The sequence below is a fragment of the Sphingomonas sp. 1185 genome (assembly GCF_040544655.1).
In the GTDB taxonomy this organism is placed as follows: domain Bacteria; phylum Pseudomonadota; class Alphaproteobacteria; order Sphingomonadales; family Sphingomonadaceae; genus Sphingomonas.
Genome location: NZ_JBEPKL010000044.1, coordinates 1 through 22,759, shown reverse-complemented (window position 1 = coordinate 22,759; position 22,759 = coordinate 1). Strand labels below are relative to the sequence as shown.

The following is a 22,759-nucleotide window of genomic DNA, read 5'->3' as shown; positions in this document are numbered from 1 at the left end:
AGCTCATTCGGTATCGCAGGCTCTTTGCGTCGGGACATATCGGGCTCCTTCTTTCCCGTTATGCCCGCCCGCACACGAAATTCCTGACACTCCCTCCGGGCATGCTCGACATTGCCACCGGCCACGATCGTGTGAGCGCCCAAGCGAGCCGTAATTTGCGCATCGCCTATCCAGACACTGCTCTCGTCACGCCGCGCAAAGCCGTTGACCGCATAGGCTTCCGCCCGCGGATCGACGCTGCCACTGACGTACAGATTGAAGCTGTTGTTCCGGTCGAACCGTCGATGCTGCCCGGTCAGCACAAGCTCGACATCGCTCCCGAAGCTGTGCCTAAGCCTGAGAGCGCCGATCCCTCCCTTGGTGTCCAGGTCGTTCGGCAAGTAACCGATGTAGCCCCGACGGCCTCCTGCAACGGCGACACGGGTCCCGTCGCCGAGCAGGGGAATGTTGCTCGGCACTTCGACCTTTCGATTGAAAGAGTTGCCATAGGCCGTCAGGGTGGTGTCCGAGCCGATCGGCACGACGACCTTGCCGAATAGGTTCAGCAGCTTTCGATGGGAGTTTTCCCGCCATCCGCCGTCATCTTCGTAAAAGCCGGACAGGAGTACCCCACCCCCATCGCCGAACATCTTCCGCTCGAAGGTCGCTTCCCCGCGAAAATAGTCGTACGTCCCGGCAGTCAGCGAAGCAGTCGTGCTGTCGACGCCCGGGCTGTGCGTGATGTAATTGACCGCGCCGGCCGTCGCCCCGCGCCCGTACAGTGCGGATACAGGTCCACGTATGATCTCGGTACGGCCGATCGCCCCGTAGGGGATCTGGTTGAGCAACACCTGCTCATCCGGACCGACGAATGGTATGCCGTCGATCAGTGCCAGGAACGTATCCCCTCCGGCACTACCGGTCACGCCTCGGAACGAGAACTGCAAATCATCCTCTGCATCGCCATCCGTGCGGCGAAAGAAGATGCTGGGAATGCCGCGGAACTCATCACTCCCGATCGTCAGACCGCGTCTGCGCAGTTCGTCATTGTCGACCACGGTGATCGCCGCAGCTACGTCGATAATCGGCTTCTCGGTCCGCGTCGCCGTCACGACGATATCATTCGGGTTCGTCTGCTGGTCGTCAGCGATCTGCGCCAGCGCGGCGCCGGGCAGCATCGACAAGGCGGCAACAATCACCACCGTAACAGATTCTCTCATCGATGCTTTCCCCCCGAGCCTCCAATATAGATGGTACGATATATCATTGCAAAAAGCGACATCTAGAATCTACATTGCGGACGGACCACGGTGGTCCCGGACAACCACACCCCACCGATCCTGGCATACCTTGATCCGCGGCTCTGATAGGCCCTCCCAACCTTCCCGTTTGGGAACGGCACGCGAGACGGCGCGACCGTTCTTGAAATAGCTGCGGTTTCGAAAACAACCGGATCGGCGTTCAAGACGTCGAAATGCCATAAAATGGCCAATTACGTTCAATGACGTTCGAGAGGCGCGCTACATTCCGATCCGTCGCACCCCCGATTCCGAAGAGCAGGCCGTGGCGCGGCATGGCCGCATGGAAGGGCGAAAGCGGCATCGCGCCGATCCCCCGGTTCTGAAGCGCATGGGCGACCTTGCGATCGTCGATACGCTGGTCGCGGAACCAGACGGGCAGTTGCAGCCCGCCCGCGGCCGGCTCGACGCAGAGCATATCTCCGGCGACGGCGGCTAACGCATCGCAAAGCGCCGTCATCCGTTCGGCATAGACGCGCTGCATCGTCCGGACGTGAGCGCGGAGATGTCCGGCGTTGAGAAAATCGGCCATCGCCGCTTGGACATGGATCGGCACAGACCCGCCCTCGCGCCGCAGGATAGGTCGTACCATTGCAAGCAGCCACGCCGGCAGGACGGCATAGGCCACGCGCAGGCCGGGCGCGAGCACCTTGGAGAAGGTGCCGACATAGGCCACGCGATCCGCGCGATCGATCCCCTGCAAGGCGGCCAGCGGGCGCGACGCATAGTGGAACTCGCTGTCGTAATCGTCCTCGATGATGACGGCTTCGTGCGCAGCGGCGACGTGCAGAAGGGCGATGCGGCGCGTCAGGCTCATCGCCACGCCGGTCGGATATTGGTGTGACGGCGTGACGTAGATGATCGACGGTGCCGGATCGTCATGCCCGATAGTCATGCCCTCCGCATCGCAGGGACGCGGCACCATCGCGGCGCCTGCCGCGGCAAAGATGTCGTGGGCGGTGCGATATCCCGGTTCTTCCAGCCAGACGGTCCGGCCGCGAGCTGGCAGCAGCACCCGCGCGAGCAGCGCCAGGATGGCCGCGGTCGACGGCATGATGATGACCTGCTCGGGATCGGCCAGCACGGCCCGCGCCCGCGTGACATGATCGACGATCGCCTGCCGCAGTGCCGGCAGACCGTTCTCATCGCGGTAGCCGAGGTCATGGATATGCAGATGGCGCGCACGGGCGCTGAGGCAGCGGGACCAGATCTCGTGTGGGAAACTGTCGAGATCGGGCAGGCCTGGTCGGAACGGCAGGAAGCGTTCCGGTTCGGGTTCCGGCGGGGACACTCGTGGCAGCGGCGCGGGGCGTGCGCCGTCGGGGGGCGGAGGCAGGTCGGCCACCCGCATCGCCGACCCCGCCCGCCCGGTCACGAAGCCCTCGGCACGCAGTAGCTCATAGCCCGCCACGACCGTCGATCGCGCCACCCCCAGCATCGCCGCCAGCGCACGCGAGGAGGGCAGGCGCTCGCCTGCCACGAGCTGCCCCGCCAAAACCCGGTCGCGGATGGCGTCATGGATCTGTCGTTCGAGATACCCGGCGCGGCGATCGATCAGGATCCAGGTGGCAGGATGTGTGGCGGCCATGTCCCTTTCAACTGGACTGCCGATCTTTGCGCAAGTGGTATTATGCAGCAATCCGCTTTCCTGACACGGCGGCCCCGCAACAGGCAAGGGGGCCACATGACACCGACCGATCATTCATCCGACAAGGACGCCTATCCGATCACCGAACGCAGCCGGGTGCGGCGTGGGCATCGCCGCGCGGACTATGCCGCCGGCACGGTCCATGCGGTGCTTGACGCCGCGCCGCTTTGCCATGTCGGCTATGTCATCGATGGCGAGCCCTATGTCACGCCGACCATCCACTGGCGCGAGGGGGAGCGGATCTATTGGCACGGTTCCGCCGCCAGTCGCTTCCTGCGTCAGGCCGAGGGGCAGCGCGTCTGCCTGACCGTCAGCCATATGGACGGCTATGTGCTGGCGCGGTCGGCCTTCAATCATTCGGTCAACTACCGCTCGGCGATGGTCTTCGGCATCGCGCGGGTCGTCGAGGAACCCGACGCGATCGCCGACGCGCTGCGGCGGTTCACCGACGGCTTGTTCCCCGGTCGCTGGGAGACATTGCGGCCGATGAGCACGCAGGAACTGAAGGCAACCAGTGTCCTGTACCTCGATATTGAGGAAGCCAGCGTGAAGGCACGGGCCGAGCCGCCCGGCGACGGCGACGAGGCGGCGCACCCGGTCTGGGCCGGGGTGCTGCCGATCCGCAGCACCTTCGCCGCACCCGAACCCGCCCCCGAACTGGGCGGGGATATCGCTTTCCCCGCGGGCCTGTCCGCCCTGCTCGCATCGGGGCGGCTACGGTGATCGCCGGTCCCAGGCCGGATCGGACCGACGACCTGCCGCTCGGTGCCGTCGTCACCGGTCCGGCTCCGCCATTGCCGGGGTTCGATATCCATGCCGGTAGCACCGTTACGCTCGAACCGCTCGGGATGGCGCACGCGGCCGATCTCTGGCGTGTCGCGCAAGGGGCGGATCGCTCCTTCACCTATCTGCGCTATGGGCCGTTCGCGACGGAGGAGGCGTTCGCCGCGCATGTCGCGGGATTGTCCGGGATCGGCCGGCAACCCTTCTTCGCCGTGATCCCGCGAGCCAGCGGAACGGCTGCGGGCTGGGCCTCCTTCTGTGATATCGCGCCGGACGATGCTGCCATCGAGATCGGCAGCATCTGGTTCTCACCCGCCCTGCAGCGCACCCGCGCCGCGACCGAAGCAATATTCCTGATGATGAACCATGCCTACGCGCTCGGCTATCACCGGGTCGTCTGGCGCTGCAACGCCCTGAACGTAGCGTCTATCCGCGCTGCCAGCCGCTTCGGTTTCACCCATGAAGGGACATGGCGGTGCGACGGGATCGTGAAGGGCCGTCGTCGTGATACCGCATGGTTCTCCCTCCTGGCGCCTGAGTGGCCTGCACAACGTGATCGTTTCAAGGCCTGGCTCGACGACGACAATTTTGACGAGAATGGCGTCGCCAGGAAGCCGCTTTGAGGGTGATCCGGCCTACCGGTGCTTTTCATTGGAGCGGCGGCCAGCATAGCAGAGGCATTCCTGTTGGGATGGTGAAATGGCAGTTTATCCAGTGTCTCAATATTCTGTTTGATAGGTGTTTTGGGACAAAGGGGTGGGTGATTGTCCGCCAATGTCGATCGCCCGATAGGGCAGCTATGGGCAATCTTGCAGGTGCCACAGGTAGGCGCTTCTCGCCAGCCTGGGACCCATCCCGCGCTGGCGATCCAACACCGCCGTGATCAGCCGAGTATCTCTCGACGTACGATTTCCGCGCCAGCACCCAGCGCCTTCAGCTTGCCCCGTGCGACGTTGCGCGCCAGCGGCGCCATCCCGCAATTGGTCGCGGGCAAGAGCTTGTCGGCATCGACGAAGCGCAGCGCTTTGCGCAGCGTGTCGGCGACCTGTTCCGGTGTCTCGATCGTGTCCGTCGCGACGTCGATCGCACCAACCATCACCTTCTTGCCCCGGATCAGTTCGATCAGGTCCATCGGCACGTGCGAGTTCTGGCATTCGAGCGAGATGATATCGATCTTCGACCTCTGGAGGTTGGGGAAGGTCTCCTCATACTGGCGCCATTCGGAACCAAGAGTCTTCTTCCAATCTGTATTGGCCTTGATGCCATAGCCATAGCAGATGTGGACAGCGGTCTCGGCCTTCAGCCCTTCGGCCGCGCGCTCCAGTGTGGCGATGCCCCAGTCGTTCGCTTCGTCGAAGAATACGTTGAAGGCGGGTTCGTCGAACTGGATGATGTCGACGCCAGCTGCTTCCAGCTCGCGCGCTTCCTCGTTGAGGATGCGGGCGAACTCCCATGCCAGCTTTTCCCGGCTCCGGTAATGGGCGTCGTACAGGGTGTCGATCATCGTCATCGGCCCGGGCAGCGTCCATTTGATCGGCTGATCGGTCTGGGCGCGCAGGAAACGGGCGTCATCGACGAACACCGACGTCGGCCGCGAGACGGCTCCGACGACCGTCGGCACGCTGGCGTCATAGCGGTTGCGGATGCGCACCGTCTCGCGCTTCTCGAAATCGACGCCGTCCAGATGCTCGATGAACGTCGTGACGAAGTGTTGGCGGGTCTGCTCGCCGTCCCCCAGAATGTCGATGCCGGCCTGCCGCTGATCGTCGACTGCCAGGCGCAGCGCATCCTGCTTGCCCGCGACCAACTCTTCGCCCTCCAGCTTCCACGGCGACCACAGGGTCTCAGGCTGGGCCAGCCAGAATGGCTTGGGCAGACTGCCCGCGGTCGTCGTCGGCAACAATGTCGTCATGATGCAAATACCTGTCGTGTGGGTGGGGATCAAAGTCCGCAGGTCGCGGACCAGCGCTGAAGCGCGGGCCAATGCGGCTTGATGAAATGCTCTTCGGCGAATTTGCCCTGCTCGACGGCGAGGCGGCTGCGTTCCTCGCGATCGTAGACGATGCGGGTCAGCGAATAGTCCTGATACCTCAGGCTCGGCTGATAATGCTCCGCCGCGACCGAGTTCGCGTTGTAGATTTCCGGGCGATAGATCTTCTGGAACGTCTCCATCGTCGCGATGGTGCTGGCGAGTTCGAGGTTGGTGTAGTCGCTGACCAGATCGCCGATGTGGTAGAAGGCGAACGGCGCGACGCTGTGTGGCGGCATGAAATACCGCACCTTCATGCCCATCTTCGCAAAATACCGATCGGTGGACGAGAATTTGTCGTTGCGATACTCGACGCCCAGGATCGGATGCACGTTGGCGGTCCGGTGATAGACCCCCTTGCTCGATACGCTGAGGCAGATGACCGGGGGTTTGCGGAAGTGGTCGCGGTAGGCGCTCGATCCAAGGAAATGCTTGAACAGGTTGCCATGCAGATCGCCGAACCCCTCCGGCGCGCCGCCACCCCCGGCCTTCAGGTGATCGGGCAGGACGACGCTGAAGTCGTAATCGCGAATATAGGACGAGAAGTTGTTGCCGATCATGCCATCGCTGCGCTCGCCGCTGATCCGGTCGGTCACGGTGGTGTGCAGGATTTCGATCAGCGGAAACGCTTCGTCGTCCGCGCCGTCCCCGAGCGTGAGCGCGGCCGAGACGATTGTCAGCTCCAGCGTGTATCGATCGCCCCTGGGGTTATCCCAGTGCATCAGCGCGTTGAAGCGGTGGTCGATCATCACCAGCGTGTTGCGCAGATTCTCCTGGCGGCTGTCCCCACGCGCGAGATTGGCGAAGTTGGTGGTGATGCGCGTGTTGTCGGCGGGACGATAATCCTCGTCGAACGGGATATGGCTGATCGAGAATGTGAACCCGCTATTCGTCATGACTCACCCAGGCTTTGCGGGCGGGAGGTCAGGCGAAAGCGCGCAAGGCGTGAACAGGCCCGGATGGCGGCAAGCCACGGACCGTCGCATCAAGCGCGATCCACCGGAGGAACCCCCGTCCGAGGAACGTTATGGCGTCGAAAGGCAGGTCTCCTGGCTCACGGGTCAACGCGGTGGCTCCGGCCTTCCCAGGCTCCTTGCGAGAACCCAGTGACACGAAATGGAGCCGCCACTCGCCGCTTACAGTTGCGGGGGCAGCGCCGGATTCTGCCCCAAAGGACACCACCGGCTTCCCGTCTTAGCCCCATCGCCACGCCTGGGATGGGGAACCTCGACATATCCGTTCAACACCATCAGCCCGATGGAGTCAACGATCATATAAAGATATCTTTATATCTTGATCCCGTTCGAAGCGCCGTCGTGATCGTGTGGCGTCGGTCACGCCATGCGCTGTCGGCCCCCCTGATCTTGACCTGAAGGGACGTTTTCTGCGACCCCGGCACGGTCAAGGTTCCTTTGCCGGATGGCCGAAGGCTAAGACGGGAAATCGGTTCGATGCCGATGCTGCCCCCGCAACTGTAAGCGGCGAGTAGAAATCCCCTCGTGTGTCACTGGCGCCTGGGTGCCGGGAAGGCCGGGGTTTTTATGACGACCTGCAAGCCAAGAGACCTGCCTTCGACGCCATAGCGACCACCGGCGGGGTGCCCGGTCTGGCCGCTGCGTTGCTGCGGGAAGAGGTACACCTCTCCCATTGGCCGCTGGCGTCTGGATGCCCTCGCGAATGGTTGAGGATCAGGATGTCACAGGAATACCGCAGCACCCCCATCCAGCTGATCGACATGCTCTTTCCCGGCGATGCCAATCACCACGGTACATTATTCGGTGGGGTGGCTTTGGAGCACATGGACAAAATCGCCTTCCTGGCAGCGTCTCGTCACGGCCGTGCTGCCTTCGTCACCGCGCCGTCGGAAAAAATTGATTTCGCAGCGCCAGCCAAGATCAGAGACATGGTGGAGGTGACGGGCCATGTCGTGGGGGGCGGCCGGAACTCGCTCGACGTCGAGGTCGAACTGATCGCGGAGGCATCGGTATCGGGCCTACGACGGCTATGTACCCGTGGTCGGTTCACGCTCGTTGCCGTCGGAAGCGAAGACCCTCTGCCCCCGATTGGTGAGACGGTTCCGAGAGATGCGGCGCAGCCGTTGCGAATGGTCGACATGATCTTCCCGAACCAGACCAGCCATTACGGCACCCCCTATGGCGGCGACGCGCTTTGCATGATGGGCACTTCGGCCGCGAAGTCAGCGTCACGCCCGAAGATCACCGGATCGAGCCCATGCGAGATTGCGATCGCGGCCTCGGTGTCCGATCCCACGCTCCCGATCACCGTGGCACCGAGGCGCTTGGCCCAAGAGGGTGGCGAACGCCCCTATCCGCGTCGATCCTTGGCCGTCGGGGAGCGGCGGTGGCAGTTTGACGGTCAACCACGCCGCCACCCACACCAACCCCAGCGCGCCTGAGACGAGGAACGCCGCCTGCCACCCGAATGCGACCGCGAGCGCCGGGATCGCCAGCGGGGTGATGAGCGCACCAATATTAGACGCGGTATCACCGATGCCGAGCGCGATTGACCGATCCTTCTGTTCGAATAGGTGGCAGCGGACTTGACCGCAGCCGGTGTCCCGATCGATTCCGCCGCGCCAAGTATGACTCCGGCTCCGATGAAGCCGGACAAAGTCGCGTCGGCTCTCTACCGCAAGCGTGCAACAGCCCCTCCACGAAGAGGCTTACTCTACCCCACAGCGGATGAGCCATATCCGCTCGAAACCGGTCGAGTGACACCAATCCCTTTTATTCCTACTTGATAGATATGATTTGTTCCGGGAAGCGGGCCGGCGACCTAAGCTTGCCTGGTTCGCGAGGCACTCAGACGGGGCCGCGACGGTCATGCATCGGTCCGGGGAGAGGGCCGCCGCGCCAGATCAGAATCATAGGGGGAACGGCTCATGCCGAACCGATTGCGGCCGCGCGCCGTACGACACGAACGACGGTCGCATCGGGGTGCGATCGCCGTGCTGGCGGGCGTCGCCATGCTGGCAACCGTCCCGTCGCCGACGTTCGCGTCCGAACCGGATGCCGCCCCGTCGCTAGAGCAGGTGCTGGCCCGCCGACGCGCGGCGCAGGCAAGCCCCGATGCGGAGCAGGTCATCGAAACGCGGGCCACGGCGGAAAGCGGTTCGGGCGTACGACGCCTGCGGATCGGCGATTTCCAGTATCTGAGTGATAGCGACCGCGGCTATGCTGGCTATGATCTGGGCGCGGGATCGTGGGACACGTTCGCGGCGGTGTTGGCCAGCGCGCTGGCCGACGAATTCGCGACCCAGGCAGCACGGCGCAAGCTGCCCGTCGACGCGATCGACATCGTCCTGACCAGTCACCCAGACGCCCCCGAAATCGCCCGCACGCGTAAGGTGTCCTATCCCCGCAACCTTGCCTACACCGCCTATATCGCGTCGTCGGCCAGCGACGCCGACCTCGAATCGCTGCGGCAGGATGTCGAACGCGCATCGCCGGTGCTGGCCGCCGTGCGCGATCCGCAGGCGATCGCCCACGGTCCCGTCGGATTGACCGTCAGCGCGGCGCAACCCGATGCCGGTGCGCCGCCCGGACTGCGCGATTTCCTGGTCGAAAAGCGCCAGGCGATCGCGCGACTGGCGCAGGCCGCCGCCGCCGGCACCGCCGCGCCGCCGACCGGGCTGCGCGCCCATGCCCGTATCGAACCGCACAGCGGCCTGCGCACCACCCGGACCGGCAAGGGCAATTACCATATCCTGCACGACAGCCGGGCGGACCGCGCGGGCAATGGCCTCGCCCCGACGGTCGAAGAGCATCTGGTCGGCGTGCTCGCGACCTGCATGACCCATATCTTCGAGATCGAGGCCGCGAAACGCAACATCGTGCTGGATGGCCTGGAAGTGCGCACCCGCGCAGTCCTGCCGCCGCGCGGCGACGGGGCGACGGCGGCCCGGTTCCGCGACATCGCCTATACTGTGGCGATCGCATCGCCCGAACCGGCCGCGCGGATCGATGGATTGCGCGACGCAGTCGAGGCGTCCTGCCCGATCTACAACCTGTTGCGCGATCCGCAGTCGATCGCCGGCCGGATCGTACGCGGCCGGTACGAATCGCAAATGGCCACCGCGGCGCGCTGAAGCGCCCGCACGGTGCACGTCCGCGATCTGCGCCGCAGACGGTGCCCGACATCACATCTTATCCTTGGGGAGAATCATGAAGAACTGCGCCTTTTTGCTGGCGGCGACCGCACTCCTAGCCGCACCGTCCGCCTTTGCCGAACCGCGCGATGGCACACCGCCGCGCGCCGACGCCGCGGAGACGGAGGAAGCGAAGGAAAGTCCCGACAGCGATATCGTCGTTAACGGCCGCAAGCAGCAGAAGGAAATCAGCGGCGGTGCGCTCGGCACCCGCTCGAACCTCGAAACGCCGTTCTCGATCACCAGCGTCGACAGCGACGATATCGAGAAACTGCGCGCGCTGACCACCGCCGACTATTTCGTCGGTGATGCCAGCGTGACCCGCGACGGCGGCAGCCGCTACAACATCCATTCGCAATGGGTGACGGTGCGCGGCGCGGCGGTACGGACCCAACTCTACAACGGCGTACCGCTGCGGGACTCGCAGGGCGCCGACACCCCACCCGAATTCCTCGAACAAGTGCAGTTGCTCAAGGGTGCCGGCAGCTTCATCTATGGCTATGCCGCCCCCGGCGGCGTCATCAACTTCGTCACCAAGAAGCCGACCGAGACGCTGCTCGCAAATATCAGCGTTGGGTGGCAGTCGGCGGCGCTGTTCCGGCAGCATGTCGATATCGGCGACACGGTCGGGCCAGTCGGGTTCCGGCTGAACGCGGTCCAGGAGTTCGGCCGGACCTATGCGGACAGTGAGATTTTGCGTCAGGGCGCGGCGATCGGGCTGCGCGTCGACCTCTCGCCCGATATCGCTTGGCGCACCGATGCGTTTTATCAACGGAACCAGATCGACGGCGCCGAACCCAGCTTCGTGGTCGGCGGCAATGCCAGCCCGGCGGTGCCGACCTACCGCGACCGGGTGGTGCCTGCCCCGGTCAGCGGGCGGACGCGCTTCGCCTCGCGCGATACCTATACCGACGGGCGCCTGTATTCCGCGATCACCAGCCTGACGTGGCAGGTCAACCCCGACTGGTATGTCCGGCTGACCGGCGGACAGGTCGGCAACGACCACCGGCTGCCCTATGAACGCATCATGCTGCTCAACCAGGCAGGGGATTATTCGCTGCGCCTGTTCAACGGGCGCAACGTGTACCGCAACCGACTGGGTTCGGTGTTCGTCGAGGGGAAGTTCGCTACCTTCGGCCTCGCGCACCAGCTCAATCTCGGGCTCGACTGGCGCGACAGCCTCGGCCGTCATGCCGAAAATCTTGCGACCTTTCAGGCGGGCAGCAACATCTTCCGACCCGTCCTCGCCCGCTGGACCTATGACGACCGCCGCGACCTCGAAATCCGGCCGCTGGGCTGGAACGAGGAGAAATCGGCATTCGTCAGCGACACGATCACCATCGCCGACACGGTGTCGGTCATCGCCGGCGCGCGCTACACCGACTATCATTCGCGTGCATGGGCGTGGCGCAGCCAGCAACGTACCAGCGACTATCGCACCGACGGCGTCACGCCGACCTTCGCACTGCTCTATCGCCCCAGTTCGGCGCTGACCTTCTACGGCAGCTATATCCAGGCGCTTTCCGAAGGGACGATCGTCAGTAACCTGTACGACAATGTCGGCGACATCCTGCCCGCGCTGGCCAGTCGCCAGTATGAAGTCGGCGCCAAATGGGAATGGGACCGGTTCTCCGGCGCCGTCGCGCTGTTCCGGCTCGACCGCGGGGCGAACTTCGTCACCGACGACAACCGGCTCGTGCAGGACGGGATCGAACGCTATCAGGGGATCGAGGTGTCGGCGCGGGTCGTGCCCGTCCCCACCGTATCCCTCGGCGCATCGACGACCTTCGTCGACGGCACGCATGAACGGGCCACCAATCGCTGGCTGGTCGGACGGCAACTACACGGCGTCGCGCGGGTAACGGCGGTGTTCGATGCATCCTACGACCCCGCCTTCTTGGCCGGCGTCGGCCTCAGGGCGCTGGTTCGCTATCAGGGCAAGGCCGCGATCTTCAACAACCAGCCCCGCGACTGGACCGTCTATACCCCCGGGGTCTGGCTGGCGACGTTGGGCGGCGACTATCGCTTCCAGCTCGGCGGGCGCGAACTTACGCTGCGCGGACAGGTTCAGAACCTGTTCGACACCCGCTACTGGAACAGCGGTACCAGCACCTGCTGCTATTCGCTGTCGCCGGGGCAACCGCGCACCGCCAGCATCGACCTGAAGGTTTCGCTATGACCCGGCATGACAAGGAGGCCCGCATGTCCCCGCGCTACTGGACGTATCTTACCGCCGCCGCGCTGCTCGTGCTTTCGGGTTGTGGCGAAGAGGACCGGTCGTCTCCACCACCGAAGACAGCCACCGCCGCCACCGAGATCGCGTGGCGCCACGGCGACGTTGCAGATGCGTTTGCGGAGGCGAGCGAACAGAACAAGCCGGTGCTGCTCTATTGGGGGGCGGTGTGGTGTCCGCCTTGCAATCAGTTAAAGGCCGGATTGTTCCGCAACCCAGACTTCATCAGCAGGACACGCGACGTCATCCCCGTCTATCTGGACGGCGATACGCCCGGAGCGCAGGCATGGGGCGAACGGTTCGGCGTGACCGGCTATCCGACACTAATACTGCTGCGTCCCGATCGGAGCGAGGTGACGCGGCTGTCGGGCACCGGCGATAGCGCACAGGTCGCGTCGGCACTGGATGCGGTCCATCGCGGCACCGGCAATGTCGATACGCTGCTGCAGCGTGTCCGGTCGAGGCAATCGTTGTCGAACGACGATTGGGCGTTGCTCGCAGGATATGGGGGGTGGCACGACCCGAGCCGATCTGCCACTGCGGCGACGACGCTGGCCGCGTTGGCGGCCGCCGCCCCTGATGCCCGGTTGCAACGCCAGTTCCTCTTACAGGCGCAAACCGTCCGCCCCGATACCGCCCCGCTTTTGTCTCCCGCAGAAAGCAACCGGCTGCGCCACGCCCTGACGACGGTACTCGCCGATCCCGCAGAGGTCCGGGCCAACCGCGCCTCGCTATCCTATGGCGCGGTGAAACTCGTCAATGGTGCGGTTCCTGGCGGAGGAGCGGATCGGCAGCGGATCGGGGAAGCGATCGTCGGGGCACTGGACGCCCTGTTCGTGGACACCCGGCTTGTCGCGTCGGAGCGGCTTGCATCGGTCGACGCGGCGGTCGCGCTGTACCGCGATCGCGCCGGGCCCGCCGCCCCACCGGCCGCCGCGTTGCTGGCCAAAGTGCGCGAAAGGGTTGCATGGGCCGACCGCAGCGTCACCAGTCCCTATGAACGGCAGGCCGTCATCAGTGGCGCGGCGCACTTGCTGGCCGATGCCGGCGATGCGGCCGGGGCGCAACGGTTGCTGGAAGCCGAACTCAAACGGTCGCGCACACCTTATTACTACATGCCAGCGCTCGCCGAACTGGCCGAGGCGCGCGGCGACCGGCGGCAGGCGATCGACTGGCTGCGGCGTGGCTACGAAACGTCCGAAGGCCCGGCTAGTCGGGTGCAGTGGGGTGTGACCTACGTCGAGGGACTGCTGCGCCTCACGCCCACCGACCATGCCGCGATCGAAAAGGCGTCCGGCGCGGTCATTAGCGAACTGGCCAGCCAACCCGAAGGATACCGGCAACGAACCCGGACGCGGCTGGAAAAGCTGGGCAAGGCACTGGCCGCGTGGGGCACCGAACAGAACGGTAGCGCGACGCTGGCGCGGCTGCGGACCGCCGGAAAGAAAAGCTGTTCGGGACAACAGGATGCGGCGGTCGCCACCGCATGCCGCAACTGGCTCCCACCGGGGATCGCCTAACGAATCGTCGGTATGATCCAGACACGGCCGATCGGTGCCGTCTTGCTAACCCTGATCGTTGAGACGCCTCGATCGAGTGACGTCGGACGGAGCAAGACTATCTACGACGATCGCGTTTCGAGAAACTTCTGGACAGCGAAGGTGAGCCGAGGTCACGCCGAATCGAACTAACCTGGTGGGGCAAATTTGCGAATGCGGATGGCGGGGGCGGAAGAGGTGGTGGCCGTGACGATCGGCCAGGCAACTGCCGTGCCGATGGACGACGTCTTCATCTCGCGTGCGTTCGTCTGCCTGGTGCAATCGGGCGAAAAGCAGATCCATCATCCAGCGTTCGGCTCGATCCTGGCCAGACCAGGGGATGTCGTGGCCTTTCCCGCCGGCGCTCTGGTGACGATGGAAAACAGGCCGACGCGGGACAAGCACTACCGCGCGGAGGGATTGTTCTATCCGCCTGAACTTATTGCATTGGTGTTCGGTGATGCGGCGGCTCGCTCGCAGGGTGGAGGCGTCCCGCAGGTGCTTGCAGGCGATCCCGAGGCAGCCGCGGTCTTCGACCATCTGGCCGACACCCTTAGCAACGACACCCTGCCCCCTGCCATTCGTCGACACCGGGCGATCGAACCGCTGGTATGGTTGCACGACAAGGGCGTGCATCTACCCTATGCCAGCGATGGGCCGCTCCAGCGGCTGCGCGCGCTGATCGATGCCGATCTGGCGCATCCATGGCGCGCCGCTGAAGTCGCGACCGCCCTGGCAATGAGCGAGGCGACGTTCCGCCGGTGGTTGGGGCACGCCGGGCTGCGCTTCTCGGTGGTGCTGCGCAACGCACGGCTCGAACGCGGGTTGCTGATGCTGCAGACCAGCGCCGATCCGGTGTCGCGGATCGCACTGGAGTGCGGCTTTCTGACGCCTTCCCACTTCACCGAAGCATTCAGGGGTCGTTTCGGCCATCCGCCCCGCGCTATCCGTAACCGCGCTATCTGAGCGTTTCCCGACAGTTTTCGAGCGTCTGCCGACGGTCCTGCGCGGTGATCCGCAGTACAAGCGGGCATCCACTCTCATGATCGGACCAGTCATGCGCCTTGCCCTGCTTCTTCCGCTAGCCACCCTCTCTGCGCCGGCATTGGCCGCTGAACCCTTCCGCCTGGCCAGCCCGTCGATCGCGGAAGGTGCGATGCTGGCGCCCGCGCAGGTATTTACGGGCTTCGGCTGCTCAGGCGGCAACCAGTCGCCCGCCCTCGCATGGAGCAACGCCCCGTCGGGGACCAAGAGCTTCGCCGTGACGGTCTACGATCCTGATGCGCCAACCGGATCGGGCTGGTGGCACTGGACTGTCGTCAACCTGCCAGCGTCGGTGCAGCGCCTGCCCGCGAACGTGAGCGGCAAGGCGGACGCGCTGCACGGCGCGACGGAACTGCGCAACGACTACGGCACGATCGGGTTCGGCGGAGCGTGCCCGCCCCCCGGCGAGGTGCATCGCTATGTCGTGACGGTCCACGCACTGGGGGTCGACAAGCTCGATCTGCCATTCGGCGCCAGCAATGCGCTGGCTGGCTTCATGATCCGCGCCAATACGATCGCTACGGCCCGGATTACGGCCACCTATCATAGATAGATCGCGGTCCCGGTATCAAAGATTAGCGGCGGCGCCATACCGGAACCAGTGGAAGCGCCCTACTATTCCCACTGGGATGGTATTTTGGGATGGCGTGCTGCTGCTGGCGCGACTTGGCCGCTTTCCGTTGCGACGGCAAATGAGCCAAAGCATGTAAAAAATGGGCGGGGCTTACAGAACCATAGCGTCGGAAGTCGCTGTTCCACTTGCCATATGCCTCCGGCAGATACCGCCACTGCTCCCCTGCCCGCGTGATCCGCATTATGCCTTCAAAGAAGGCAGGCTGTCACCAGCGGGACGACAGCCTCGTCCGCGCTCGGCCAATAGCAGTGACCCGGTCAGCGACCATTCCTGATCCGACAAACCGATCCGCTCGCCCAAGCCTGCCCCCAGAAGGCAGCCCTGAATCAGGGGCGAATTCACACCGTCAAGCTTTGTTCACGATGCCTGATGTGCGCCTGAGCGCAGCACCCACAAACAGCCGTTGACGGACAGGAGGTTGTCCGCACCCGTCCAGCCAGGATCAGCCGCCTTGCCCGGAACTAGCGATGCAATCCGCAACCGTAGCGCCTCGCTCAACTCGTGCCGCGTGATCACGACCGCCCGCTCCGCGCCTCAACACGGATGACTGTGAATCAGCGTTCACCTCCGTTTCGAAATCCTAATGTCGATACGGCCTATGCGCCCCCCCTTCACTTCCGCAATCGGCATTGCGGCAGCCATCGTAACGATGGTTCGAATCGCCTGCCGGTAGATTGGCCAGTGAGCGGCGTCGGCAGAATGACACATCTGTCATGTTGGCTTGGAATCAAATCAAAGACCGCACGTTGAACTTTTTTTCCAGCGAACTGCGCGCAGAGTGGGGGTGGCTAATTTTTTCAAGAATTCAGGACGTTGGCGCTGAATTTAAGAAGTTTCACAGACGAAGATGCGATGTGGTTAACAAAACACTCTCATCCAGCCAATCATAAATTAAATTTTTGTAATCTACCAATCTGGCCAAGGATCGAGAGAGCCTTGCTGAATTTATCACGTGCCATTGCTATTCGGCAAAGTCATCACACTGACTTTGCATCATTTTTTATCGCGCATGGCATATATTAGTGAACAGGGAGCAGAAGCATGCGAGCCACGATCAAAGTGAAGCTGGTCGCGACATTCGCGATCGTTCTGGCCATGCTGGCGGTCATCGTGGGGTTCAGCGTGAATCGCTTGTCGACCCTGAACACGGCCCAGAGCAACATGGTGGATGATCCGGTCGCCTCGCTGGACCGTATGCAGCAATTCAACGATGCCATGACGTCGTCGATCGTGGCGTAAAAGAATCTCACGATGAGCGACGACACAAACTTCATGGCCAAGCAACATGCGGAACTGCGCCGGCAACGTGCCCGCGCCGATCGGCTGATCGACGAAGTTTCTCGCACGGAGGACGAAATCGATCGCGAGATGTATGCCGACGCGCAACGCGGCTGGGCGGAGTATAAGTCAATCGCCGACAAGGCCGTCGAACTGGCGCTTGCCAATCGCAACGCAGAAGCATCGATCATTTCGCTGGGTGCCGCCAACAAGGCGGCCGTGCGGATCGGCGATACGGTTGATAAGATCGTGGAACGCCAGCGGTTGGAATTGACGAAGGCGGATGAGGCCGGCGATGCGCTGTATGCGCAATCGCGCACGACGTTGTTGGCCGTGGCTGCTGCGGCCTTCCTGATCGCCATGGGGGGGTGCCTTGTGGATCAGCAGGATCGTCTCGCGCGGTCTGGGCCGTGTTTCTGCTGCCCTTCGCGCCGTGGCGGCAGGCGATCTCGATCAGAATATTGAGATCCCAAGCAACGACGAGATCCGTGACCTCGTAGATGTCGTGAATAACATGACCGACAATCTGCGCGCCTCGGCCACGCTGGCGGATCAAATTGCGCAGGGCGATCTAACGGTCGAGCATCAGCCGCTATCTGACCAGGACAAGCTGGGCCATGCGCTGGTCGCGATGGTTGAGCGGCTGCGCACCGTGGTCGGCGAAGCAACGGAAGCGGCCTCCAGCGTAGCCGCTGGCAGCCAGCAGCTGTCGTCCTCGTCCGAGCAGGTGAGCCAGGGTGCGACCGAACAGGCCGCCGCTGCGGAAGAGGCTTCTGCGTCGATGGAGCAGATGGCCGCCAACATAAAACAGAACGCCGACAACGCGACCCAGACCGAGAAGATCGCCCGCCAGTCGTCGCAGGACGCGGAAGTGAGCGGTCAGGCGGTGCAGAAGGCCGTGATCGCGATGCGCACTATCGCCGAGAAGATCGGCATCGTGCAGGAAATCGCGCGTCAGACCGACCTGCTGGCGCTGAACGCGGCAGTGGAAGCGGCGCGGGCCGGTGAACATGGTCGTGGCTTTGCGGTGGTTGCGGCGGAAGTCCGCAAGCTCGCCGAGCGCAGCCAGACGGCCGCTGCGGAAATCAGCGGCATGTCGTCCGATACCGTCGGTGCCGCCACCCAGGCGGGCGAGATGCTGGTCAAGCTGGTGCCCGACATCCGCCGTACCGCCGAGCTGGTTGCCGAGATCAGCGCCGCCTGCCGCGAGCAGGATATCGGCGCCGTCCAGATCAATCAGGCGATCCAGCAGCTCGATCAGGTCACGCAGCAGAATGCTAACGCCGCGGAAGAGATGTCGGCGACATCCGAACAACTCGCGGAGAACGCTGGCCAGTTGCAATCCAGCATTTCCTATTTCCATATTGATGAGGCGGGGCGGGATCGTGGTGCTCGTCGCCCGGCGCAACGGACTGCCGCTAACACGTCCGGCAAGTCTCGTAGCGCAAAGGCGATCAAGCCGTCTGCATCGTCGCGGAGCTTTGCGCTCGACCTGACGTCGGGCAACCCGGACGAGCAAGGCCGCATGTTCGAGCGCGCGGCATGAGCGGCCAAATCGAAGCGGTCGTCTTCGCGATCGGTGGTTCGCTGTTCGCCCTGCCGGTGACGGAGGTGCGTGAGATCCTGGATCGACGTCCGGCCTTTCGCGTGCCCTCCGCACCCGACTGGATGGTGGGATTGATCCATCTGCGCGGGCAGTCGGTGGCGGTGCTCGACCTGCGCGTCCTTGCCGCCACCACGATGGCGGGAGCCGGGGACGATGCGCGCATCCTGATCGTCCAAACCGCGCGGGATGGCGCATGGCTGGGCCTGCTAGTCGATCAGGTCGTCGACGTGGCCTGTCACGAGCATGCCGACCGGCAGGAGGTGCCCGCCATCGTGCCGCAGCACGGGCCCTGGCGTCTGTCCGGCGTTCTTCGCCGTGGGGAGGACTTTGTCGGACTGCTCGACATGGAGGCGATTGCCGCGCTGGCGGACGATCCCGCCGCGGCCTGTCAGCCGGTCGCCGCGTGAGTGCGGGCTAGAGCCATGGCTCTAGCCCTGCCAGCCGCAAAGGGGATTACGTCGATGACGCTTCGTCAATCGATCATGCTGATGGCAATGCCCATGCTGGCCGCGCTGCCGTCGCCTGCCTTGGCGCAGGAGACGGAACCACGCTCCGAAACCGGTAGCGAGGGCGAACAGGAGCAGGCCAGCACCTTCAGCCTCGACCTGCTCTACAAGGCCGACCTTTTCGGCGTCGCGGCGGGCGATGGGCCGCGGGGCGCGCGCTTTCTCGACAATGTCGACCTGATGGCATCACTCGACCTGGAACGTGCGGCGGGCTGGCAGGGGGCAAGCGCCTATGTCGGCGCCCTGAGCAATGCCGGTGCGCGGCCCAACGACATTGCGGGCACGCTGCAGGGCGTCGACAATATCGAGGTCACCCGTCCCGACCTGCTCCTTTACCAGGCCTGGGTGCAACAGCACTTTTCCGGGGGGCGTGGGTCGATCCTGGTTGGCAAGTACGACCTGAACAGCGAATTCTATGCCAATCCCTCGGCCGCCTCGCTGATCGCACCCGCCTTCGGCATCGGGTCGGAACTGGCGGCGACGGGACCGAATGGGCCGTCCATCTTTCCCCGGACCGATCTAGCGATCCGCGTCCGTCTGGAGGACAAGCACTATTATGTGCAGGCGGCCGTCATCCGAGCCCCGCGTGGCGTGGCAGATAAAGGCGGCCCGCGATCAGCGCTGTTCATTGCCGAGGCGGGCATCAAGGGGCGAACGGCGATCACGCTGGGCGGCTGGACCTACAGCAACCGGCAGCAGCGGATCTTGCCGCCGGGCATCACCCTTGCTCCCGATACCGCCGCGTCGCGTGGCCTGTACGGGTTGATCGAGCAGGATCTGATCGGTCACCCAAGCAAAATGGGCTATTGGCGCACCTTTCTGCGTGCGGGCGTGTCCGATGGGCTGACGACGCCGTTTGCGGGTGGGATACAGCTTGGCGTCACCGGGCAAGGCGTCCTGCCCTCACGTCCCGAGTCGCTCGTCTCGATCGGACTGGCGACCGCGGGCCTGAGCCGCGCCTATCGTCGCGCCAATCCCCCCAACAAGCCGCCTCTGACGCGATCGGAAAGCACGATCGAGCTGACCTATAGCGACCGTGTCGCGCGTTTTCTGACACTTCAGCCCGATATCCAATATGTCCATCGCCCATCGGGCCTGCGTCATGCGCCGGGCGTGGTGGTGCTAGGCCTGCGGGCCATTCTCGACTGGAAAGTCCATTAGGTGTCCGGTGATAGGATGGTCAAAATCGTACGTTAAGCCCGGCCACCGTGCCGATCGGGATCGAACTTCGGGAAATGGAAAGGCTTCTCAGAACCCAATACAGCTGAGAACGAAGCCTTCAGCTTAACCATAGCGGCGTGAAAAGAGCGGCATGAGCCATCAAGTGCCCCCTGTGGCTATACGCTTGGAAAGCCCCTTGGGCTGCTCAGGAACACCGTCGGTCTTTGCTCCACGCCGCGGCGGTGGTGACGACAGCGTCGCATCCAACCCGAGCCTCGAAATCCGTCGGCTCTGGGGCACTGACAGTAGACAGGGTTCCGATCACGCTGCCCCCCCGCGGGCAGCCCCCGCTGCAGCCTTCCGGCAGATATATGGCAACCATGCAAGCGATTGCATCAAGAATCGCTTATTGCTAACCGGTGTCAGTATCAAATAAGGCCCCGCAGCGGGTGTACTCAGGGAGCACCTCATGATTTGCTGGCTCGCTGGCGTGGCATTGCCATGCCTACTGATTTCGTCGCCTGTGCTGGCAAAGGCGGAAGAACCCGAACAGCAACGGGGCGATATTATCGTCACCGGTGAACGATCGACCTACACCGATGACGATACAGATGCGGCGACCCGTACTTCTACGCCGGTTAGGGATATACCGCAGTCGATCCAAATCGTTACGCGCAGCGTGATCGAGGATCAGAATAGCATCCGCCTCACCGACGTGCTGGGCAATGTTTCGAGCGTGCAGCCAGCCACAACAGCAGGCAATCGGGGTGAGATTTTCCAGGTGCGGGGCTTCGCGACACCGCGGTACGCGATCGACGGTGTGCTGCTCAACCGCGTGTCGGACCGGTCGGAAGTGTTTCTCGATCTGGCCAACGTGCAGTCGGTCGAGGTTCTGAAAGGCCCCGCCTCGGTCATGTATGGTCAGGGCGATCCTGGCGGCGTTATCAATATATCGACCCGGCGGCCGACCGACCGCGCTACCGCTGAGATAGAGCTTCAAGGCGGCAGCTTCGACTTCGCCCGGGTGTCGGCGACGGCGAGCGGCCCGGTCGCCGATACGCTCGCGGTACGGGTCACCGGCGCGGCGCAGACGCTTGGCGGGTTTCGCGGGGCAGAAACGGTGGACTCGACACGCCAGTTCGTCGCGGCGTCCGCCCGCTGGTCGCCGGGCGCGGCGACCGTCATCAACCTCGACCTCGATCATGCCACCCAGCGCGGGCCGTTCGACCGCGGGTTGGTCGTGGGTGCCGACAACCGTGTCACGTTGCCGCGCGACCGGTTTCTGGCCGAACCCTGGTCGCGCACAGCGGCGCATCGCTCACGCGCGTCGCTTGATGTCGCCCATGAGGCGGCGGATTGGCTAACACTGCGGCTCAATGCGCGTTACGTTGAGGCGACCGTCGACGACGATTACGCGATCGACAATCGCGCGCTCGCCAGCAACGGTCGCACGTTGACCCGGCGCGCGACGATACGTACCGAGCAACTGGATACTGCGGATATTCGCGGTGAGGCACTGGCACGCTTCGCCACCGCCGGCATTGGCCACACGGTGCTGGCCGGAATCAACTACAGCCGCGCCACGCTCGATTTCGTCAACGACCGGGCGAACATCGCCGCGATCGACATCCTTGCACCCGTCTACACGGCTACCCCGCCCAGCATGACGCCCAACGCCAGCTTCCTGCGCCGCTCCGATCTCTACGGCGTCTATCTCCAGGATCAGGTGACGGTGGCGAGCTGGCTGAAACTGCTCGGCAGCGTCCGCCACGACGAGGTACGTGATCACCAGACCGACCGGATCGCATCCGCGCGTGCCAATCGCGACAGTGGCGCGACGACGTTCCGCAGCGGCATCGTGCTTCAGCCTGTTGCCGCGGTTTCGTTCTTTGGCGGTTTCGGGCAGAGTTTCCAGCCACAGACGAGTCAACGGGCGGATGGCCGCTACCTCGATCCCGAACGGGGCCGGCAATGGGAAGCCGGGGTCAAGTTCGATCCCGTGGGCGGCCGGCTGACCGCCACCATTAGCGTGTTCGACATCCGCAAGCGCAATGTCGCGACCGTCGATCCCGACAATACCGGTTTCTCCATCCAGACCGGCGAGCAGCATGTCCGCGGCGCCGAACTGGACCTTGCGGGCCATCTGACACGGCGGTGGCAGGTGATCGCCAGCGCCAGTCACCTCGACGCGACGATTAGCGAGGACAAGACCTTCGCCGTTGGTAATCGCCTCACCAACGTTCCACGCTGGTCGGGGCGGTTGTGGAGCAGCTACGTCCTTGGCGGGACGCTCGAAGGATTGACCGTAGCTGGCGGCGTGACCCGCGTTGGCCGGCGCAGCGGCGATCTCGACAATAGTTTCTTCGTCGACGGCTATACGACCTACGATGCGACGGTCAGCTATACGATCCCGCGCACCGGGCTGGAACTGTCCGTCACGGGCCGCAACCTGACCGATCGCTATTTCATTGAGTCCGCTGTGCAACGCCTCGAGAACTATCCCGGCGCGGCGCGAACGGTGATCGGCTCCTTGCGTGCCCGCTTCTGACACCCTGCGCATGCTCCGGTCGCAGGGGTGGCGTAAGCTGCTCCGATGACGAGCGCGAAAGCGCATTGCCCTCAGGAACGAGGCCGCTCACTGAAGCCTGTGTATCGCTCCTGCCACCTTCGACCTGCTCAAGGCACGGGTTGAGCCGTTAGACGTGGACGAGCCGCACGAGGTGGTGTGAGCATACCGCCGCTGCTTTCCCGATTGGGAACCAGACCGTCCGAAAACAGGGTTGTGGATTCCCGAGCGTACCGGGACGGTGTAATCTTCGGGCATGGGGTACATTGAAGGTCATGCTCGGGATCA

At 64.0% G+C, this 22,759-nt stretch carries 17 protein-coding genes, 2 pseudogenes and 2 riboswitches; of the genes and pseudogenes, 14 read left to right on the top strand and 5 right to left on the bottom strand.

Going from position 1 to position 22,759, the window contains the following annotated elements:
• Together ABIC44_RS18815 and pdxR are read right to left on the bottom strand one after the other, a co-directional pair.
• Positions 1 to 1,181, bottom strand: a 1,181-nt coding sequence (locus ABIC44_RS18815; protein WP_354296956.1) for a TonB-dependent receptor, incomplete at its 3' end; no start/stop codon positions are given.
• A 259-nt stretch (positions 1,182 to 1,440) separates the two neighbouring features.
• Positions 1,441 to 2,865, bottom strand: a complete 1,425-nt coding sequence (gene pdxR, locus ABIC44_RS18810; RefSeq protein ID WP_354296955.1) for a MocR-like pyridoxine biosynthesis transcription factor PdxR — start codon at positions 2,863 to 2,865, stop codon at positions 1,441 to 1,443.
• A gap of 96 nt (positions 2,866 to 2,961) precedes the next feature.
• On the opposite strand from pdxR, the gene ABIC44_RS18805 reads away from it, so the two are divergent.
• Together ABIC44_RS18805 and ABIC44_RS18800 are read left to right on the top strand one after the other, a co-directional pair.
• On the top strand, positions 2,962 to 3,648 hold the full coding sequence (locus ABIC44_RS18805) for a pyridoxamine 5'-phosphate oxidase family protein (RefSeq protein ID WP_354296953.1): 687 nt from the start codon (positions 2,962 to 2,964) through the stop codon (positions 3,646 to 3,648).
• On the top strand, positions 3,645 to 4,331 hold the full coding sequence (locus tag ABIC44_RS18800; RefSeq protein ID WP_354296952.1) for a GNAT family N-acetyltransferase: 687 nt from the start codon (positions 3,645 to 3,647) through the stop codon (positions 4,329 to 4,331). The genes ABIC44_RS18805 and ABIC44_RS18800 overlap by 4 nt, the downstream gene beginning before the upstream one ends.
• A gap of 260 nt (positions 4,332 to 4,591) precedes the next feature.
• On the opposite strand, the gene ABIC44_RS18795 is transcribed toward ABIC44_RS18800, so the two are convergent.
• A complete protein-coding gene (locus ABIC44_RS18795; protein ID WP_502959866.1) occupies positions 4,592 to 5,653 on the bottom strand; it encodes a methionine synthase in 1,062 nt (353 codons plus the stop codon).
• The gene (locus ABIC44_RS18790) at positions 5,650 to 6,633 is read right to left on the bottom strand and encodes a putative oxygenase MesX (protein ID WP_354296951.1); all 984 of its coding nucleotides are present in this window, start codon (positions 6,631 to 6,633) and stop codon (positions 5,650 to 5,652) included. The genes ABIC44_RS18795 and ABIC44_RS18790 overlap by 4 nt, the downstream gene beginning before the upstream one ends.
• A 126-nt stretch (positions 6,634 to 6,759) precedes the next feature.
• A riboswitch (cobalamin riboswitch) is annotated at positions 6,760 to 6,982 on the bottom strand.
• A gap of 142 nt (positions 6,983 to 7,124) precedes the next feature.
• Positions 7,125 to 7,324, top strand: a riboswitch (cobalamin riboswitch).
• Between the two features lie 106 nt (positions 7,325 to 7,430).
• On the opposite strand from ABIC44_RS18790, the gene ABIC44_RS18785 reads away from it, so the two are divergent.
• On the top strand, positions 7,431 to 8,153 hold the full coding sequence (locus ABIC44_RS18785) for an acyl-CoA thioesterase (protein WP_354296949.1): 723 nt from the start codon (positions 7,431 to 7,433) through the stop codon (positions 8,151 to 8,153).
• On the opposite strand, the pseudogene ABIC44_RS18780 reads toward ABIC44_RS18785, so the two are convergent.
• A pseudogene (locus ABIC44_RS18780) lies at positions 8,136 to 8,249 on the bottom strand (hypothetical protein); the annotation flags it as partial. The gene ABIC44_RS18785 and the pseudogene ABIC44_RS18780 overlap by 18 nt on opposite strands.
• 390 nt (positions 8,250 to 8,639) lie before the next feature.
• Here ABIC44_RS18780 and ABIC44_RS18775 point away from each other — a divergent pair.
• The 11 genes and pseudogenes from ABIC44_RS18775 to ABIC44_RS18720 all read left to right on the top strand — a co-directional run bounded on the left by ABIC44_RS18775 (position 8,640) and on the right by ABIC44_RS18720 (position 22,453).
• On the top strand, positions 8,640 to 9,845 hold the full coding sequence (locus ABIC44_RS18775) for an OsmC family protein (protein ID WP_354296948.1): 1,206 nt from the start codon (positions 8,640 to 8,642) through the stop codon (positions 9,843 to 9,845).
• A gap of 76 nt (positions 9,846 to 9,921) precedes the next feature.
• Positions 9,922 to 12,084: a TonB-dependent siderophore receptor gene (locus ABIC44_RS18770; RefSeq protein WP_354296947.1), complete on the top strand. Its 2,163-nt coding sequence runs from the start codon at positions 9,922 to 9,924 to the stop codon at positions 12,082 to 12,084.
• 23 nt (positions 12,085 to 12,107) lie between these two features.
• On the top strand, positions 12,108 to 13,658 hold the full coding sequence (locus ABIC44_RS18765) for a thioredoxin family protein (RefSeq protein WP_354296946.1): 1,551 nt from the start codon (positions 12,108 to 12,110) through the stop codon (positions 13,656 to 13,658).
• A 225-nt stretch (positions 13,659 to 13,883) separates the two neighbouring features.
• Complete coding sequence (locus tag ABIC44_RS18760; protein ID WP_354296945.1) at positions 13,884 to 14,642, top strand: helix-turn-helix domain-containing protein; 759 nt, start codon at positions 13,884 to 13,886, stop codon at positions 14,640 to 14,642.
• Positions 14,643 to 14,733: 91 nt separating this feature from the next.
• The gene (locus tag ABIC44_RS18755) at positions 14,734 to 15,273 is read left to right on the top strand and encodes a YbhB/YbcL family Raf kinase inhibitor-like protein (protein WP_354296944.1); all 540 of its coding nucleotides are present in this window, start codon (positions 14,734 to 14,736) and stop codon (positions 15,271 to 15,273) included.
• 1,122 nt (positions 15,274 to 16,395) lie between these two features.
• Entirely contained in the window at positions 16,396 to 16,593 is a 198-nt protein-coding gene (locus ABIC44_RS18745) for a hypothetical protein (protein ID WP_354296942.1), read from the top strand.
• Between the two features lie 12 nt (positions 16,594 to 16,605).
• Positions 16,606 to 17,097 (top strand): MCP four helix bundle domain-containing protein, encoded by a 492-nt coding sequence (locus ABIC44_RS18740; protein WP_354296940.1) that lies wholly within the window; start codon positions 16,606 to 16,608, stop codon positions 17,095 to 17,097.
• A pseudogene (locus ABIC44_RS18735) lies at positions 17,057 to 18,178 on the top strand (methyl-accepting chemotaxis protein); the annotation flags it as partial. The gene ABIC44_RS18740 and the pseudogene ABIC44_RS18735, both read left to right, overlap by 41 nt.
• Complete coding sequence (locus ABIC44_RS18730; RefSeq protein ID WP_354296939.1) at positions 18,175 to 18,645, top strand: chemotaxis protein CheW; 471 nt, start codon at positions 18,175 to 18,177, stop codon at positions 18,643 to 18,645. The pseudogene ABIC44_RS18735 and the gene ABIC44_RS18730, both read left to right, overlap by 4 nt.
• A 54-nt stretch (positions 18,646 to 18,699) precedes the next feature.
• Positions 18,700 to 19,905 (top strand): carbohydrate porin, encoded by a 1,206-nt coding sequence (locus tag ABIC44_RS18725; protein WP_354296937.1) that lies wholly within the window; start codon positions 18,700 to 18,702, stop codon positions 19,903 to 19,905.
• A 469-nt stretch (positions 19,906 to 20,374) separates the two neighbouring features.
• Positions 20,375 to 22,453, top strand: a complete 2,079-nt coding sequence (locus ABIC44_RS18720; protein ID WP_354296935.1) for a TonB-dependent siderophore receptor — start codon at positions 20,375 to 20,377, stop codon at positions 22,451 to 22,453.
• Positions 22,454 to 22,759 lie beyond the last annotated feature (306 nt).